This window comes from Pseudomonas sp. 05N431 (assembly GCF_056397005.1).
In genome coordinates this window covers 72,723-86,858 of record NZ_JBFTMN010000016.1, presented here as the reverse complement: position 1 = coordinate 86,858, position 14,136 = coordinate 72,723, and the positions used below count along the sequence as shown (strand labels likewise).

At 57.9% G+C, this 14,136-nt stretch carries 16 protein-coding genes; 9 read left to right on the top strand and 7 right to left on the bottom strand.

Annotated elements, in window-relative coordinates; all coding sequences use genetic code 11:
* Positions 1-48: 48 nt before the first annotated feature.
* From AC1DIG_RS23420 to AC1DIG_RS23385, 8 genes are all read left to right on the top strand, one after another.
* On the top strand, positions 49-453 hold the full coding sequence (locus tag AC1DIG_RS23420) for a hypothetical protein (protein WP_477769213.1): 405 nt from the start codon (positions 49-51) through the stop codon (positions 451-453).
* 131 nt (positions 454-584) lie between these two features.
* The gene (locus AC1DIG_RS23415) at positions 585-1,316 is read left to right on the top strand and encodes a hypothetical protein (RefSeq protein WP_477769212.1); all 732 of its coding nucleotides are present in this window, start codon (positions 585-587) and stop codon (positions 1,314-1,316) included.
* A 55-nt stretch (positions 1,317-1,371) separates the two neighbouring features.
* On the top strand, positions 1,372-1,869 hold the full coding sequence (locus AC1DIG_RS23410; protein WP_477769211.1) for a hypothetical protein: 498 nt from the start codon (positions 1,372-1,374) through the stop codon (positions 1,867-1,869).
* A 54-nt stretch (positions 1,870-1,923) separates the two neighbouring features.
* Positions 1,924-2,304 carry a hypothetical protein gene (locus tag AC1DIG_RS23405; protein WP_477769210.1) on the top strand — a complete coding sequence of 127 codons (381 nt, stop codon included), beginning with the start codon at positions 1,924-1,926 and terminating at the stop codon, positions 2,302-2,304.
* Positions 2,294-2,887: a hypothetical protein gene (locus AC1DIG_RS23400; RefSeq protein WP_477769209.1), complete on the top strand. Its 594-nt coding sequence runs from the start codon at positions 2,294-2,296 to the stop codon at positions 2,885-2,887. The genes AC1DIG_RS23405 and AC1DIG_RS23400 overlap by 11 nt, the downstream gene beginning before the upstream one ends.
* 72 nt (positions 2,888-2,959) lie before the next feature.
* Positions 2,960-3,382, top strand: a complete 423-nt coding sequence (locus tag AC1DIG_RS23395) for a lysozyme inhibitor LprI family protein (RefSeq protein WP_477769208.1) — start codon at positions 2,960-2,962, stop codon at positions 3,380-3,382.
* Between the two features lie 22 nt (positions 3,383-3,404).
* Positions 3,405-3,827, top strand: coding sequence for a hypothetical protein (locus AC1DIG_RS23390; protein WP_477769207.1), 423 nt, complete (start codon positions 3,405-3,407; stop codon positions 3,825-3,827).
* Between the two features lie 20 nt (positions 3,828-3,847).
* Positions 3,848-5,557: a tetratricopeptide repeat protein gene (locus AC1DIG_RS23385; RefSeq protein ID WP_477769206.1), complete on the top strand. Its 1,710-nt coding sequence runs from the start codon at positions 3,848-3,850 to the stop codon at positions 5,555-5,557.
* A gap of 88 nt (positions 5,558-5,645) precedes the next feature.
* On the opposite strand, the gene AC1DIG_RS23380 is transcribed toward AC1DIG_RS23385, so the two are convergent.
* Complete coding sequence (locus tag AC1DIG_RS23380) at positions 5,646-6,035, bottom strand: DUF6124 family protein (protein ID WP_477769205.1); 390 nt, start codon at positions 6,033-6,035, stop codon at positions 5,646-5,648.
* Positions 6,036-6,594: 559 nt separating this feature from the next.
* On the opposite strand from AC1DIG_RS23380, the gene AC1DIG_RS23375 reads away from it, so the two are divergent.
* Positions 6,595-6,978 (top strand): SCP2 sterol-binding domain-containing protein, encoded by a 384-nt coding sequence (locus AC1DIG_RS23375; protein ID WP_477769204.1) that lies wholly within the window; start codon positions 6,595-6,597, stop codon positions 6,976-6,978.
* A gap of 186 nt (positions 6,979-7,164) precedes the next feature.
* On the opposite strand, the gene AC1DIG_RS23370 is transcribed toward AC1DIG_RS23375, so the two are convergent.
* From AC1DIG_RS23370 to exbB, 6 genes are all read right to left on the bottom strand, one after another.
* A complete protein-coding gene (locus AC1DIG_RS23370) occupies positions 7,165-8,565 on the bottom strand; it encodes an HDOD domain-containing protein (RefSeq protein ID WP_477769203.1) in 1,401 nt (466 codons plus the stop codon).
* 78 nt (positions 8,566-8,643) lie between these two features.
* Positions 8,644-10,719 carry an ATP-dependent DNA helicase RecG gene (gene recG / locus AC1DIG_RS23365; RefSeq protein WP_477769202.1) on the bottom strand — a complete coding sequence of 692 codons (2,076 nt, stop codon included), beginning with the start codon at positions 10,717-10,719 and terminating at the stop codon, positions 8,644-8,646.
* Between the two features lie 9 nt (positions 10,720-10,728).
* Positions 10,729-11,652 carry a hydrogen peroxide-inducible genes activator gene (locus AC1DIG_RS23360; RefSeq protein WP_429538814.1) on the bottom strand — a complete coding sequence of 308 codons (924 nt, stop codon included), beginning with the start codon at positions 11,650-11,652 and terminating at the stop codon, positions 10,729-10,731.
* Between the two features lie 264 nt (positions 11,653-11,916).
* The gene (locus AC1DIG_RS23355; protein ID WP_477769201.1) at positions 11,917-12,666 is read right to left on the bottom strand and encodes an energy transducer TonB family protein; all 750 of its coding nucleotides are present in this window, start codon (positions 12,664-12,666) and stop codon (positions 11,917-11,919) included.
* Entirely contained in the window at positions 12,663-13,091 is a 429-nt protein-coding gene (gene exbD, locus AC1DIG_RS23350) for a TonB system transport protein ExbD (RefSeq protein ID WP_477769200.1), read from the bottom strand. The genes AC1DIG_RS23355 and exbD overlap by 4 nt, the downstream gene beginning before the upstream one ends.
* Before the next feature lie 6 nt (positions 13,092-13,097).
* Complete coding sequence (gene exbB, locus AC1DIG_RS23345; RefSeq protein ID WP_477769199.1) at positions 13,098-14,078, bottom strand: tonB-system energizer ExbB; 981 nt, start codon at positions 14,076-14,078, stop codon at positions 13,098-13,100.
* Positions 14,079-14,136 lie beyond the last annotated feature (58 nt).

Sequence of the window (14,136 nt, the reverse complement as noted above, 5' to 3'; positions counted from 1 at the left end):
GGCTTAAGAGGAATTGTGGTCTGTCCCTTGATTTTTTTAGGGTGAGAAATGAAAAGCTTAATGTTGTTGGTAGGTATGGTTTTTTCCTGCTGTGCCTTGGCCATGGATGAAAAGAATTCAGTCGTAAATGTATATAAAGCTGATACGGCTGTTATTTCTGGTAAGTTGATTCGCTATTACCAGTTGCTTGGCAGTCCATGCATAAAGGTTGAGGTCCTGAAATCAGGCGGCAAAGGTACTGCCAGTAATTCAACGGAGCTTTGCGGTATTTCTGGAAAAAGCTTCAATGCTGATTTCTCCGAGGTTGTTCTGGAAAAGGGAGAGTTTTCTAATAACGAACTTTTGCTCACTCTAACGCTTATACCTCTAACGCAGGGTGCAGACATTACAGAGGTATGTAAATTTAAGGTTGAAGGTGAAGCGCTCAGTGGGCCGATCTGCGATACGCAGTAATGCGCTTAACGATGTTAAATTTTGAGAGTCTAGAGTTGGAAGTATTTGGGGCAGACCACGATATTGGCTGAAGAATCGCAGTCTGTCCCTGATTTCCATCCTCAATGGCAATGGGCACAAGGAGGTGTTACGTGAGACGCGTACTGACAGGGATCGTGATGTTGCCTTCGTTGGCATGGGCATCTTCAGTGGCCCCAACCTTCAATAACACCGTCGTTGTGGGTAATGCGTTGGGTAACGCGCAGTTTGTCCAAGGCCCGGTTCATACCCAGGTGTCCTTGGACAACTGTCATTTTTCATTCGGCTTGTTGAAGCACCAGTATCTTCAGTTCAACAGCCCGGATGTGCTGTTTATCGAGTCGATTACCGCACCGACGGAAAAGACCCTGCCTTACCTCTGGCAGGCCGAAATGTCGGCAGGTTATGAGTGGGGTTTTCGCAAACGCGGCAGTTTGGCAGATAAATGGTTTGGCTTGATCTGTGAAAGCACCGCGAACTTTTCGCGGCTCACGCCTGAGGCCACTGTTCAGCAAGTAGAGGTCAGCCCGCAGCTGCAGTTAATCCGAGAGAGTAACGACCTCAAATGCCCCGGGACCTTGACCGATAACGGCTGGGTGGCGGCGCCGAGCGCCGGAAGGTCAGAGGACTACGTGTTTGAGGCAATAAACGGTGCGAACTGGCGTGGCTTCATCATTGGTTACGCCGACACGTCCAGGCACAACTTTAAGCGCATCAACTTCTGTCTTGTGCATGACGACCAGGTTCTGATCGGGACAGCAGAGAACGATTCCGCGCCGTTACGGCTTAGCGCGGAGGTGTTTGAAGGGATCAAGAAAACCGTATCAGCCATAGGTTTTCAATGAGGCCGTGGTCATTCTGCTTTTTTTTTTAAGGCTGTTGAAACCCAGGAGTATCAGAGTGAAAGGACTCTCAGCGTTATTTGGCAGCTTCCTCGCCATCTCAACATCAATGTGTTTCGCCGCCGACTTTAAGTTTGAGGACTTCAAGGTTGCCGAGGTGTTTACCGGGCAGAACCATGCGTTGTTGCCGGTTGAAAACAGCAGCCCGCTTTGGGATGAGTATCGGGCGCAGGCCATCACGCGCAAGGTCAATTTTGCCGGGCACTACATCGTGCACACCATGGGTTGTGGCGGCGGGACTGTCTGCGGTGAGGTGCTGGATGCTCGCACAGGCGCGGTGGTCGCGAGCTTGCCGAATGCCTACTACATGGCTGGAGAAGAGGGCGGCTATTTCCATATGACCTTCAAGCCCGACAGCAACCTGATTAAGGTTTCTGGGGTTACCGCTGACGCTGAAGTGGATTTGAGCGGGGAACCGCTACTCAGCGGTGATCGAGTCCGCTATTACGAGTTTACGAACAACGACTTTCGTTTGTTGAAGGTCGAGGATTCCTGATCGTTGGCGACTTAGGGATTCAAGGTATTCGGACGTTGAACAAGGATGATATGGATGGGCAGCTTCATCAGGCTTTTCATGGCAACGATGGCAGGGATTCTGTTGTTTGTGCCCGTAGCGTCTGCGACTGACGATGGTTGTTACGGCTATCTCACCGAGATGGTCCGCAGCAGTAATTTCCCATTTCGCTACGTCACCAAGAATAAGGTCAATCTGCTGATCGATGAAGATGACGGTGAAAAGGTCCGGGCTCAGCTTTTCTATGAGACGGATGGCACGGGAATCATTGGTTGGGTTGAGTACGACGTCTCCAAGCATGTACTGCGCAATACCTCTGCGGAGCTTGAGGAGCCAGTAGCGTTGACCTTTGATACTGGATTCGCGAAGGGGTATGCGCAGTGCTTGGCCAAGGTTAGTGATGCAGATGAGCAATGATTTCTGTGGACGCGTGGATTCCAAGAGGCGGCGGTTGATGGTGAAGCGCTTTCTCGTGGGCGGTGTATTGGCGATGGTCTCGTTCTGGGCCTTGGCTGCCAGTGATGCCTATACCCAGCATGATGTTCTGCAGTGTGGCGGCGTCGATGTGGAGTTGGTGTCTTCTTGTCGATCTGTTGCGGTTGAAGAGGGCGAAGCTCAACCCCTGCCGGTCTGCTCCGACCAGACGATCAACATCAACGGCAAAGTGCTGCGACGTGATGTGGGCCGGGTGTCACAACTGACCACTGACGGGAAAAGCACGCAGATGTTGGCAAACGTTGTGGTGGCCATGGCCTGTATGAAAGGGACAAAGGGCAGCCTGGTATTCATCGGTGGATACGGTGGGTGCGGTGCTTGTCCTGAATGGTTTGGTTATTACTCGATGTCGGGAGAGCTGGTCAGTTACTCCTACAGCAATACTGTTCGCTCGTTCGGTTCGAAGGGCTCTCGCCGCGAACTGATCAAGGCTTACGGCGTTACTGCACAGGCGCTACGGGAGCAGAGTCCTGCTGAGAAAAGGATCACCTATGGGCAGCCGTAATCTCACGATGCTGTTGGCGGGATTGCTGTGTGGCCTGTTCATTCGGCTGCCTTTGCAGAAGCAGGTGAGCGCATGAAAGCCTTGAAGCGTTTTATGGTGGTACTTGTTTACACTCTGGCGGGCGATGTATTTCTGCCGATATCACTCGCGTTTGCTGGGGTGGATTGCAACGAAATGGCTGCAAGTCAGCAGATTGAGACGTGTGCAGACATCGCGAAGAAGGCTGCCGATTCCCGGCTCAATACCAGTTACCAGAAGCTGATGGCGCGGCTCGACTCCCAGTATCGAGCCCAGCCCGATGCGGGGAAGGTATTCAAGACGAAGGTCAAGGAATCACAGCGCATCTGGATCAAGTTACGCGATACGGATTGTCCGCTCGAAGCTTTTGAGATTGAGACGGGCCTGCCCGCCTATGTGACGACGGTGAACAATTGCATTGCAAGAATGAGTCTGGAACGCACGGACTATCTGGGCAAGATTGCGCCTGATCTTTAACTGAAGAAACAAGGGAGCTGTTTTGAAGAAGTTGTTTTTGCTAATGGTGTTGATGTGCCCATCGATTGCTCACAGTGAAGTGGAGTCACAGATTTACTGTTTCCGCTCCACGGAAGGGAAAAGCATCAAATTCGAATTTAGAACCTACTATGATCCGGCAGCCAATTGGGTTGCTGCCGGTGTCAAGTATGGGGCATCCAAGGAGTCAATCGCGCTGGTGCGCAAAGACATTCAGGCGAAAGACATGGCCGAAGGTGGGCCTTCTGAATTCACAACAACGTGGGTCGAGGTCTCTGAGGGTGCGGTGACCGGTGAATATGTAATGGCGACTCAAGGCGCGCTTGTTAATGTAATGTCATATACAAACTATAAAAGCAAAAAACGCTACTCTTTTGATCATGCCCTGTACGTTGAGTCCTCTCCTGAAACGGGTTGCCAGTGGTGAAATTATTCAGGTTTTATAAGTTGAGATATTTGATTTTATTGTTGGTGTTTCATTTTTCAGGGGTCGTTGCCGCTGAATTGGTTTTCCCACAAGTAAAGTCATGCGGAGACGACAGCAAGGCCATCAGCAGTTGCTCAGTTATCTTGGATAAAGATGGCTATATTGTAGATGCCCATTCAGGGAAGAAGCTTTTCGATAAGCCGGAGCCCATGGGGGTGCTGAGTTCAAATGAGCTCTATCGGTACGGCAGTCAGTACATTCTTGAAAATCAAAACTATTCTTCATCCAAAACGCGTCGCTGGGTAGCGTTTAGTTATGACGATAAAAGAATAGTTTTGAATCGAATTTATATCTTTTCATTAGACATTTTTATGCCGTCTGGGCCTCGTTGGCATGGCTATGAGTGTCATCCGGATTCCGCTGAGCTGACTGCCCGAGCGAATCTTGCCTTTGGTGAGGCAGCGATTGAGTCCCTTTGCGGCGACGTCGAAGCTAACGTGGTAACGGTTGCGAACGACATACCCACTCCTTTGGCCGCTGACACGTTGGCGGTCAGTGTGCCCGTTTACGTTGACAGGCAACGAAGGGGGGGCGCCACGTATTTGTTTATGGAAAGTGACGAGCCTGATTTGGCCAAGATGGTTTGTTACTCCAATTGTAGGCAGCTCTCGAAGAATCAACCCGTGCTTAATCTGGAAAAGACATCGGAGAACAGGTCCAGGTCCAGTGAGCCAACGCTCATCAAAAAGATATCGGCCAATTTGTTGGGCGACGCATCGCGTCAAAATGTGTTTGTGCTGACAACGGAATCTGATGCGGCTTATCACCGATTGCTGATCGCTCCTGAGCAACAGACTGGCGATCAAATTATTTTGGATACGTCCAAGGCGTTACCGTCGATAAAGACTCAGTATTCGTCAGCCGTTAATGATGGCTTCAGCGTCAGTGTTATTAATTGCCAGTCGGGAACGCTTAAGGTTATAGATCAACAAGCGGAGCCAGTATCGGTTAAGCAGTCTTCCGGCGAAGCAGGAGACTACATTGCTCTGGTGACTAACGAAGAAGATAATGGTATTTATAATTTCAATCTGCTGTTTCGCTACAGCAAAAGCTCAAAAAAGTTTGAGTTGAAAAATGTGTTGCAGGTGACAAATAGCGCTTCCTGTGACCGCTCGATTCTCAGTGTTGAAGAATTACCCAAAGAAATGGTCGGCGAAGTCTCTTTGGAGTCTTTCGATGGGCTTAAGGTTTTTGAGCAATTACATGGAGTCCACGCCGGGACGCCCAGTGATGGGTACAAAAAGCTGATGATGATTGATACAGCGACACAACTCGATCAGGCGTTGGCGCTGTATCGCAAAGGGGATACTCGCGCATTCAACGAGGTGATGGGGTATTTCCTTATGGGGGGAGAGAGTGACCGCTGTGATCCGCAAAGCTACATCGTGAGAAAGTACTACTTCGCTCAAATGCCCGGTTGGTCTAATGATCTGGGTTTTCTGCTGGGTGAAGCGGGTTACTACGCAGAGTCCATTGAGCTGCTAAAAGCGGTTGTTGCGAATAACCCCGGCAGAGTCGTTGCCTATTTGAATCTCGCGGACAGCTATTGGGGGGCGAACGATAAAGAGTTGGCGGCGGAGGCTTACAAGCAGTATGTCTCGCTGATGTCTGGCGCGGGCAAAGCGTCGAAGATTCCCACGCGAGTGGGTGAGCGCAGCAACGGAGCGTAGGGTCTGCGTGATACCCATTCGGGGACACCTGAGCGAACGTAAGCCATCGTCAAGAAGCGCGCCGATATCGGCGCGCTCTTTGGTTGGATTACACCTTAACCCGATACTCCACCGGATTCGGTGAATCGAGGTTGTCCATGGCGCGGTCGATCAGCAGTTGGGCGCCTTCGGCCATGCGGTAGATGGCGAGGGCGACGTTGCGGCGGGAGCCTTCGATTTCGAAGGCGAGGTCGCCGGCGATGGCTTTGATGGAGGCGATGTCTTCGGAGGCGTTGGCCAGGAGGCTGTCGGTGTCGACGTCTGGGGCGACGATGAAGAGTTGGCCTTTGCGGGCGTCGGCCAGGTGGATTTTGGGTGGGGGTGTGCCCAGGTGGTGGTCGAGGGCGCGTTCGGCGGCTTCGTGGAGTTTTTTGGAATCGAGGGATTCGTAGGGGGAAGTTGCTGGGTCTTCTGGTGGATTTGGTGTTGGCTTGAACATGATCGGGTTCCTCTTTATTTATGGAGGCTGACCCGGTTCGCTTGCACGCGAATAGAGGGTGGCAGCCATGTGCGGGGTGCAAGACCGAGTAACCCAATCCCAGAAAACCTCGGCAGACCCTAAGGTCTCCCGCACACAGCTGCCATAAAGCATAAACAGCGAACACAAATTGTTCGTTGCATGGCTAGTGGTTTTGAAAGGTTGTTTTTTACTCGGACTTGCACGTCCGTGTCACCGTTTTTTGGTGACAGGGTGAGACTAGCCCTGACTCGCAGGCCGGGATAGTTACCGAACACCGCTACAACTTGAAGGAAATGTCCGAGGCCAATGGGGCTGGGATAGAGCCGAGATTGAGTTGTCTGGTTTTACGACCGCTGCGCGGCCGAACGCCGCCTTCGGCAGCTGCTACAGGGGGAAGTGGTGGTCTTTGAGAAACGTGACTTGGTGGTCATCGTGCTGAAAAAGCGCTTCATCTTCTTCTAACGCTGCGCAACGGTGGCGTTCTGGGTTTAAGCCGCTACACTGCGCCAGCGTTCATTTTTTCCTGTGGGGCTTGAGCATGAAATTTCGTTTTCTTCTGTGGATGATGGGCTTGCTGATGCGCAAGGCCAGTCGGACCAATCCGGCGTTTCAGCAGCAGTTGGGTGATAAAGAGTTGGTGTTTCAGTTGCAGACGCTGGACGGCAAGGTGGCGCGGCACTTTGTGGTGAAGGATCAGCGCATTAGCAGCAAGTCCGGGGTGTATGCCGAGCCGGCGTTTGCGATTGCCTTTAAAGATGCGGCTTATGGCTTTGCCACGATGCAGGCGAAGAACAAGCAGTTGGCGTTCATGACCGGGATTCAGGACAAGTCGATTCAGATCAAGGGCAACCCGGCGCTGGTGATGTGGTTCCAGGGGTTGACCAAGTATTTGAAGCCTAGGAAGGCTAAGCCTAAGGCGTGAGGTTGGCGGTTTGGGGTGGGTGCTGTGACGCGGAGCGTCACGGGATGCATTCCCACGCAGAGCGTGGGAACGATCAGGGGCTGGGCGGCGTACGGTCAGGTGGACCGAGGTGGATTCATCGCGAGCAAGCTCGCTCCCACAGGGATCATCTCAATCCTGTGGGGGCGGGCTTGCTTGCGAATGCTTTTAGGGTTGGGTGAACTGCGAGGCGAGTTCGCGGAGCAGGACTTCGGCTTCGAGGACTTTGCTGACGACGTCGTTGGCTTTGTCGCGGGTCAGGCCGACGCGGTCGAGCAGGGCGTCGGGGATTTCTTCGTCGGGGCCGGAGCCGATGCCACGGCTGCGCAGCAGGCGCACGGCCAGGCAGACGAGGTTCGGGTACTCGGCGTAGTCGCCGTCGTAGCTCGGGTCGTGCTGGAAGCGCAGCGCGGTGGCCAGTTCATCCGGCATGTCCCAGTAGCGCATCAGCCACGCGCCGATCTGTTCGCGGCTGATGCCCAGCAGGTGCTGCTCGACAAAGCTGTGGCACAGGTGCGGGTTGACCTCCAGGTGGCGGCAGATCAGCGAGAAGTGCGGCGGGAAGACGTGGGCCAGCAGCAGGTAGCCAAAGTTGTGCAGCAGGCCGGCGAGGTAGGTCAGGCCGGCTTCCGGGCGCTGGGCGCGCGGCATGGCGCGGGTCAGGCCTTCAATCACCGCAGCGGTGTAGATCGATTGCTGCCAGTACGGCGTGGTGTGTTGCGGGTGGTCCTTGGGCAGGCTTAGGGTTTTGCCCAGGGCCAGGCCCAGCGCCAGGTTGATCACCAGATCAAAGCCCAGCACGCGGACGATCGCGTCTTCCACTGAACGAATCTTGCCCGGCGACGCGTAGTACGGCGACGCGGCCCAGCTCACCACTTGCGCGGCCAGCGCCGGGTCGGTTTCGACGACGCCGGTGATGTCGTCGATGGTGGCGTTGGGGTCGACCCGCAGCTTGATGATTTTTTGTGCAGTTTCGGCCAGCGGCGGAATCTCGATGGTCGCTTCCAGGCGTTGCTGGATGCGTCGCGCCGTGAAGGCCTGCACCGCTTGGGTGATTTCCTCGCGGTCATCATCAGGGCGGTCGAGGTTCGGGCGGATGCGGCTCAGGGCTTCGCCGAAGTTCGCGGCGCTGGCCTTGGTCAGCATGCTCTTGAAGTCTTCGCTGGTGATTTCCAGCAGCACGCCCGGCTCGCCCGAGTTGATCAGCAACTGCGGTTCGCGCAGCAGGCTTTCGTCGTACAGGCACGGCGAACTGGTGAGCGCCGGCAGGCCGGGCAAAAAGCTCAGGTTGTGTTTGCCGAGCATGCGCTCCAGGCGTTCGGTCGGCACGGCAGTGAGCCGGCGACCGGTAAGTTCGGCGAGGCGGTTGAGGTCCAGCAACTGGCTCTGCGGGAACAGCACCATGAGCGCGCCGACAGCGTCATCAACCAACACCGCTTGCACCTTGCGGGCGGGGTTGAGGCCCGGGCGATCGAGCACTTCGGCGTAGCTGATGCCCAGCTTGCCGAGCAGCATCCGGATAACAGACGGGGCGTGCGGGGCTTCGGGTGCGAGGGCAACTTCGGTCATGGTGTGTGTCCGTTTTCAAACAATTGCAGGAGTATAACCAGCTTGTTTAAAACCATCGCTCAGAAACTGAGACACTGCTCACACTTGGCCGTATTGCTGCCCATGGCGTAGCCAGCGGTCGAGCAACGGGCTGACGTGATGCGGCCAACGCTCCAGCAATGCCTGGGCCGCGTCGCGCACCGCCGGCAGTAGGTCGGCGTCGCGCATCAGGTCGGCGACCTTGAATTGCAGCAGGCCGGTCTGGCGGGTGCCGAGCATCTCGCCGGGGCCGCGCAGTTCGAGGTCTTTCTCGGCGATCACGAAGCCGTCGTTGGTTTCACGCATGATGCCGAGGCGTTGACGGCCGATCTGCGACAGCGGCGGATGGTAGAGCAGCACGCAGTGACTGGCGGCGCTGCCCCGGCCCACGCGACCGCGTAACTGGTGCAGTTGCGCCAGGCCCAGGCGTTCGGGGTTTTCGATGATCATCAGGCTGGCGTTGGGCACGTCGACACCAACTTCGATCACCGTGGTCGCCACCAGCAACTGCAATGCACCGGCCTTGAATTGAGCCATGACTTCGGCTTTTTCGGCAGGCTTCATGCGGCCGTGGATCAGGCCGACCTTCAGCTCGCCGAGGGCGGCGGTGAGGTCTTCATAGGTGGTTTCGGCGGCCTGGCAGGTGAGCTCTTCCGATTCTTCGATCAGCGTGCACACCCAATACGCCTGACGCCCTTCGGCGCACGCGGCGCGCACCCGTTCGATGACTTCAACCCGGCGCGTGTCGGTGACCAGCACGGTGTTCACCGGAGTTCGGCCGGGCGGCAGTTCGTCGAGGATCGAGGTGTCGAGGTCGGCGTAGGCGCTCATCGCCAACGTGCGCGGAATCGGCGTGGCGGTCATGATCAACTGGTGCGGACACATCCGCCCGCCAACGCCTTTCTGCCGCAGCGCCAAGCGCTGCTGGACGCCGAAGCGGTGCTGTTCGTCGATGATCACCAGCGCGAGGTTCTTGAACTGCACTTCGTCCTGGAACAAGGCGTGAGTGCCGACCACCATCGGCGTGCCGCTGGCGATTTGTTCCAGTGCGGCAACGCGGTTCTTGCCCTTGAGCTTGCCGGCCAGCCAGGCGACTTCCAGGCCCAGCGGTTCGAGCCAGCGCTTGAAGGTGATGAAGTGCTGTTCGGCGAGGATTTCGGTGGGCGCCATCAGCGCCACTTGATAACCGGCTTCCAGTGCTTGCAAGGCCGCGAGGGCGGCGACCACGGTTTTACCGGCGCCGACGTCGCCCTGAATCAGCCGCAACATCGGCTCGTGCTGGCTCATGTCGTAGGCGATTTCATTGCCCACCCGTTGCTGCGCGCCGGTCGGCGGGAAGCCGAGGTTGGCGAGGTACTGGGCCGGCAGCCGGGTGGCTTTGGGCATGGCCGGCGCCCGCAGTGCGCGCATGCTTTCGCGCAGGCGTTGCTGCGACAGCTGATGGGTCAGCAGTTCTTCGAAGGCCAGACGGTGCTGCGCCCAGTGATGGCCGAGGGCGAGTTCGTCGACATCCGCGTCCGCTGGCGGGTGATGCAAATAGCGGATCGCGTCGGCCAGCGGCGCCAGTTGGTAGTCCCGCGCCAGTTCTTGCGGCAGCCAGTCGGGCAGGCTGCTGGGGCCGAGCAAGGTCAGGGTTTGCATGCACAGTTGGCGCAGACGCTGTTGGGTCAGGCCTTCGGTGAGCGGGTAGACCGGCGTCAGGGTTTCATCCACCGGCGGCGGTTCGTCGCCGGTGATGGCGCGGTATTCCGGGTGGTAGATTTCCAGCCCCGATGCGCCGGGCCGGGCCTCGCCGTAGCAACGCACGCGGGTACCGCGTTTCAGGCCTTCCTTTTGCGCGTTGCTGAAATGGTAGAAGCGCAGGCTGAGCCCGCCGGTGCCGTCCTGCAGGCGCACGACCAGGCTGCGGCGCCGGCCCATGACCACGTCGGCGCCGCTGACGGTGCCTTCGATCACCGCGTCCTGACCCGGTCGCAAGTGGCCGATCGGCACCACGCGGGTGCGATCCTGATAACGCAGCGGCAGGTGGAACAGTACGTCCTGAAGGTTTTCCAGGCCGACCTTGGCGAGTTTTTCGGCCATGGCTTCGCCGACACCCTTGAGTGCCGTGACCGAGACTTGCGACAGCTCAGCCATTGCTAACGCTTAACCCGCAACCGCTGGCTGCTTGGCCACCGAGCACAGGCGGATCGAGTCAGCGAGGATTTCAATTGCTTTCGGCCGCGGGAAGCTGGCGCGCCAAGCGATGGCCACGGTGCGGAACGGCACTGGCGGCGACAGTGGACGCACTTCGAGCACGCCGGGCGAGTAGTGGTGACTGTCGACGGCCGAGAGCGGCAGGATCGAGATGCCCAGGCCGGAGGCGACCATGTGCCGAATGGTTTCCAGCGAGCTGGATTCGACGGTGGTGTGCTTGGCGCCGTCGTTGCCCTTGGCCAAAGTCGGGCAGGCTTCGAGCACTTGGTCGCGGAAGCAGTGACCTTCGCCGAGCAGCAGCAGGCTCTTGTCGTTGAGCAGGCTGGCGTCGATGGATTCTTTTTCGGTCCACGGGTGCTGGGCCGGCATCAGGACGTAGAACGGTTCGTCGTAGAGTTGCAGGGTCAGCACGTCGGCTTCGTTGAACGGCAGGGCGATGATGATCGCGTCGAGCTCGCCGTTGCGCAGTTTGTCGCGCAGCACGTGGGTGAAGTTTTCTTCGATGTACAACGGCATCTGCGGGGCGACCCGGTGCAGTTGTGGAATCAGGTGCGGGAACAGGTACGGGCCGACGGTGTAGATCGCGCCGACTTTCAGCGGGGCGGTCAGCTGGTTTTTGCCGGCCTGGGCCAGTTCGCGAATGCCTTGGGCCTGTTCAAGGACTTTCTGGGCCTGGGCGACGATGCCTTCGCCAACCGGGGTCAGGCGCACCGCGCTTTTGCTGCGCTCGAAAATCAGCACACCGAGTTCGTCTTCAAGTTTTTTCACGCCCACCGACAAGGTCGGCTGGCTGACGTGGCAACGCTCGGCCGCATGGCCGAAATGCTGCTCTTGGGCGAGGGTAACGATGTAGCGTAATTCTGTGAGGGTCATAGCGGGCGTCCATGATGATGCGGCCAAGCATAACGGCTGCAATCGATAGACGTACGTTATCAGACTGAGGGCTGCGCGCGACACTGGGCAATGCATGTTTGGCGCTGGCGGATATGCAAAAGGCACCTTTCGGTGCCTTTCTGGCTGCTGCATAACCTTGTGGGAGCGAGCTTGCTCGCGATAGCGGTGTAACAGTCAACGAAGATGTTGAATGTTATGGACTCATCGCGAGCAAGCTCGCTCCCACAGGGGATCAGTGGTGTCTTAGCGGCGGCGTTTTTCCAGCGAGTACACGAACGGTGCGACGATTTCGATCGAGCCGTTGTTCAGCATGCCAGCCGGTGGCTTGGGCAGTGGCTGGGCGCGGCGGATCATTTCCAGGGTGGCCCGGTCCAGATCGGCGTTGCCGGAGCGACCGACCAACTCGTAAGACAGCACGTTGCCTTCAGCGTCGACCACGAAGCGCAGACGGTTCAGGCCTTCCTTGCCACGCGATTGGGCCGCTGGCGGGTACTTCTTGTACTTGGCCAGGTGCGCCAGCAGTGTGCCTTGCCAACTTTCCTTGGCCGCAGTCTGCGCTGGCGATGGGCCTGGGGCAGGTTGCGCGGATTTCTCCGTCGGAGTGTTGGTCGGCGGTGTGTCGCTGGGTTTTTCCTCGGCCGGTTTTTCCTTAGGCGGCTCGGGCTTTTTCTCCACCGGCTTGGGCGGTTGAGGCTTGGGCTTGGGTTTGACCGGCTTGGGCACCGAGATCGTCGGTTTTGGCGCTTCCGCAAGTTTCGGCAACGGCAGCTCTTCGACCGGGGTCGGTGGCTGCGGCGGCGTCACGACCTTGGGCGGTGCCGGTGGCGGTGGTGCCGGAAGCGGCGCCAACTCGACCATCATCGCCATCGGCGGCAGCTCGACGGGCGGTGAAGACTTCCAGTTGAGCGCGAGCAGAATCGCGACCGCATGGACGCCCAGCACCACGACCAGGCTACCGCCGTAACGCGTCAGCTTTTGGCGCGTCGTGATCATTTCTTGGCTGCCGTCTCAAGTCCGACCAGGCCGACTTTCAGGTAGCCGGCGGCCCGCAGGGTGTCCATCACGTGCATCAGGTCGCCGTAGTCCACGCCTTTATCGGCCTGGAAGAAGATGGTCGTGTCCTTCTTGCCGTGGGTTCGCGCATCGAGGGTCGCGCCGAGGGTTTCGGCTTTGACTTCGTCTTCGCCCAGGTACAGGCGCTGGTCAGCCTTGACGCTGAGGAACACCGGCTTCTCTGGCCGCGGCGCCGGTTTGGCGGTCGAGGCGGGGAGGTCAACCTTGATGTCCACGGTGGCCAGCGGGGCGGCGACCATGAAGATGATCAGCAGCACCAGCATCACGTCGATGAACGGCGTGACGTTGATTTCGTGGTTCTCGGCGAGATCGTCGTCCGCGCCTTCCTTTAAATGCAAGCCCATGGCGGATTACCCTACTTTGACCATGTGCGGTTGCGAAGGGATGCGCTCGGGCGGCAGGTGATCGAGGTCGCGGCTGACCAGCAGCAGGACTTGCGCTGAAGCATCGGACACCTGGGCCTTGTAACCGGCGATGGAGCGGGCGAAGACGTTGTAGATGACCACCGCAGGAATCGCGGCTACCAGGCCCAGCGCAGTAGCCAGCAGGGCTTCGGCGATGCCGGGGGCGACGACGGCGAGGTTGGTGGTCTGGGTTTTGGCGATACCGATGAAGCTGTTCATGATGCCCCACACAGTGCCGAACAGACCCACGAACGGCGCGGTGGAACCGATGGTGGCCAGCACGCCGGTGCCGCTGCTCATGTTGCGGCCGCAGGCGGCCACCAGACGCTCGAGACGGAAGCTGACGCGTTCCTTGATGCCTTCTTTTTCACGGCTGTTGGCCGACAGGCGCATTTCTTCCAGTGCATCGTGGACCAGCAGGTTGGCGAGGGTGCCTTCCTTGGCCGCGCTGGCGCTGGCTTCTTTAAGGGTGGTGGCTTTTTTCAGGCTGGCGATTTCACCGCGCAGACGACGCTTGGCGCCCAGCAACTCAAGGCCCTTGGCGATCCAGATAGTCCAGGTGATGATCGAGGCGATGGCCAGGCCGATCATCACGATTTTCACGATGATATCGGCGTTCTGGTACATGCCCCACGGCGACAGGTCGTGAGCCATGCCCAGGGAATTGTCGGCTTCGAGGACTTCAGGTGCGTCAGCGGCAGCGTCTTCGGTGGCGACGGGTGTCACGACCGGGGCAGCATGGTCAGCGTTTGCATGAACGGCTGGCACGGAGGCTGTTGCAGCCGGTGCGGTGGCGGTAGCCGGCTCATCGGCGAACGCAGCGGTCGGGGCCAGCAGCAGGCTGAACAGCAGCGCGGCGACCGCGCTCAGGGCGCGAGTGGGACGAGCAAGTGTGGTTGGCGAAGCGGAGAGTGGATTACGTGTCATGCTGGCCGGACCTGAGAGAAAAGAGGGTTTAATGTCCTTCCAGGCCTCGTGGGCCGAG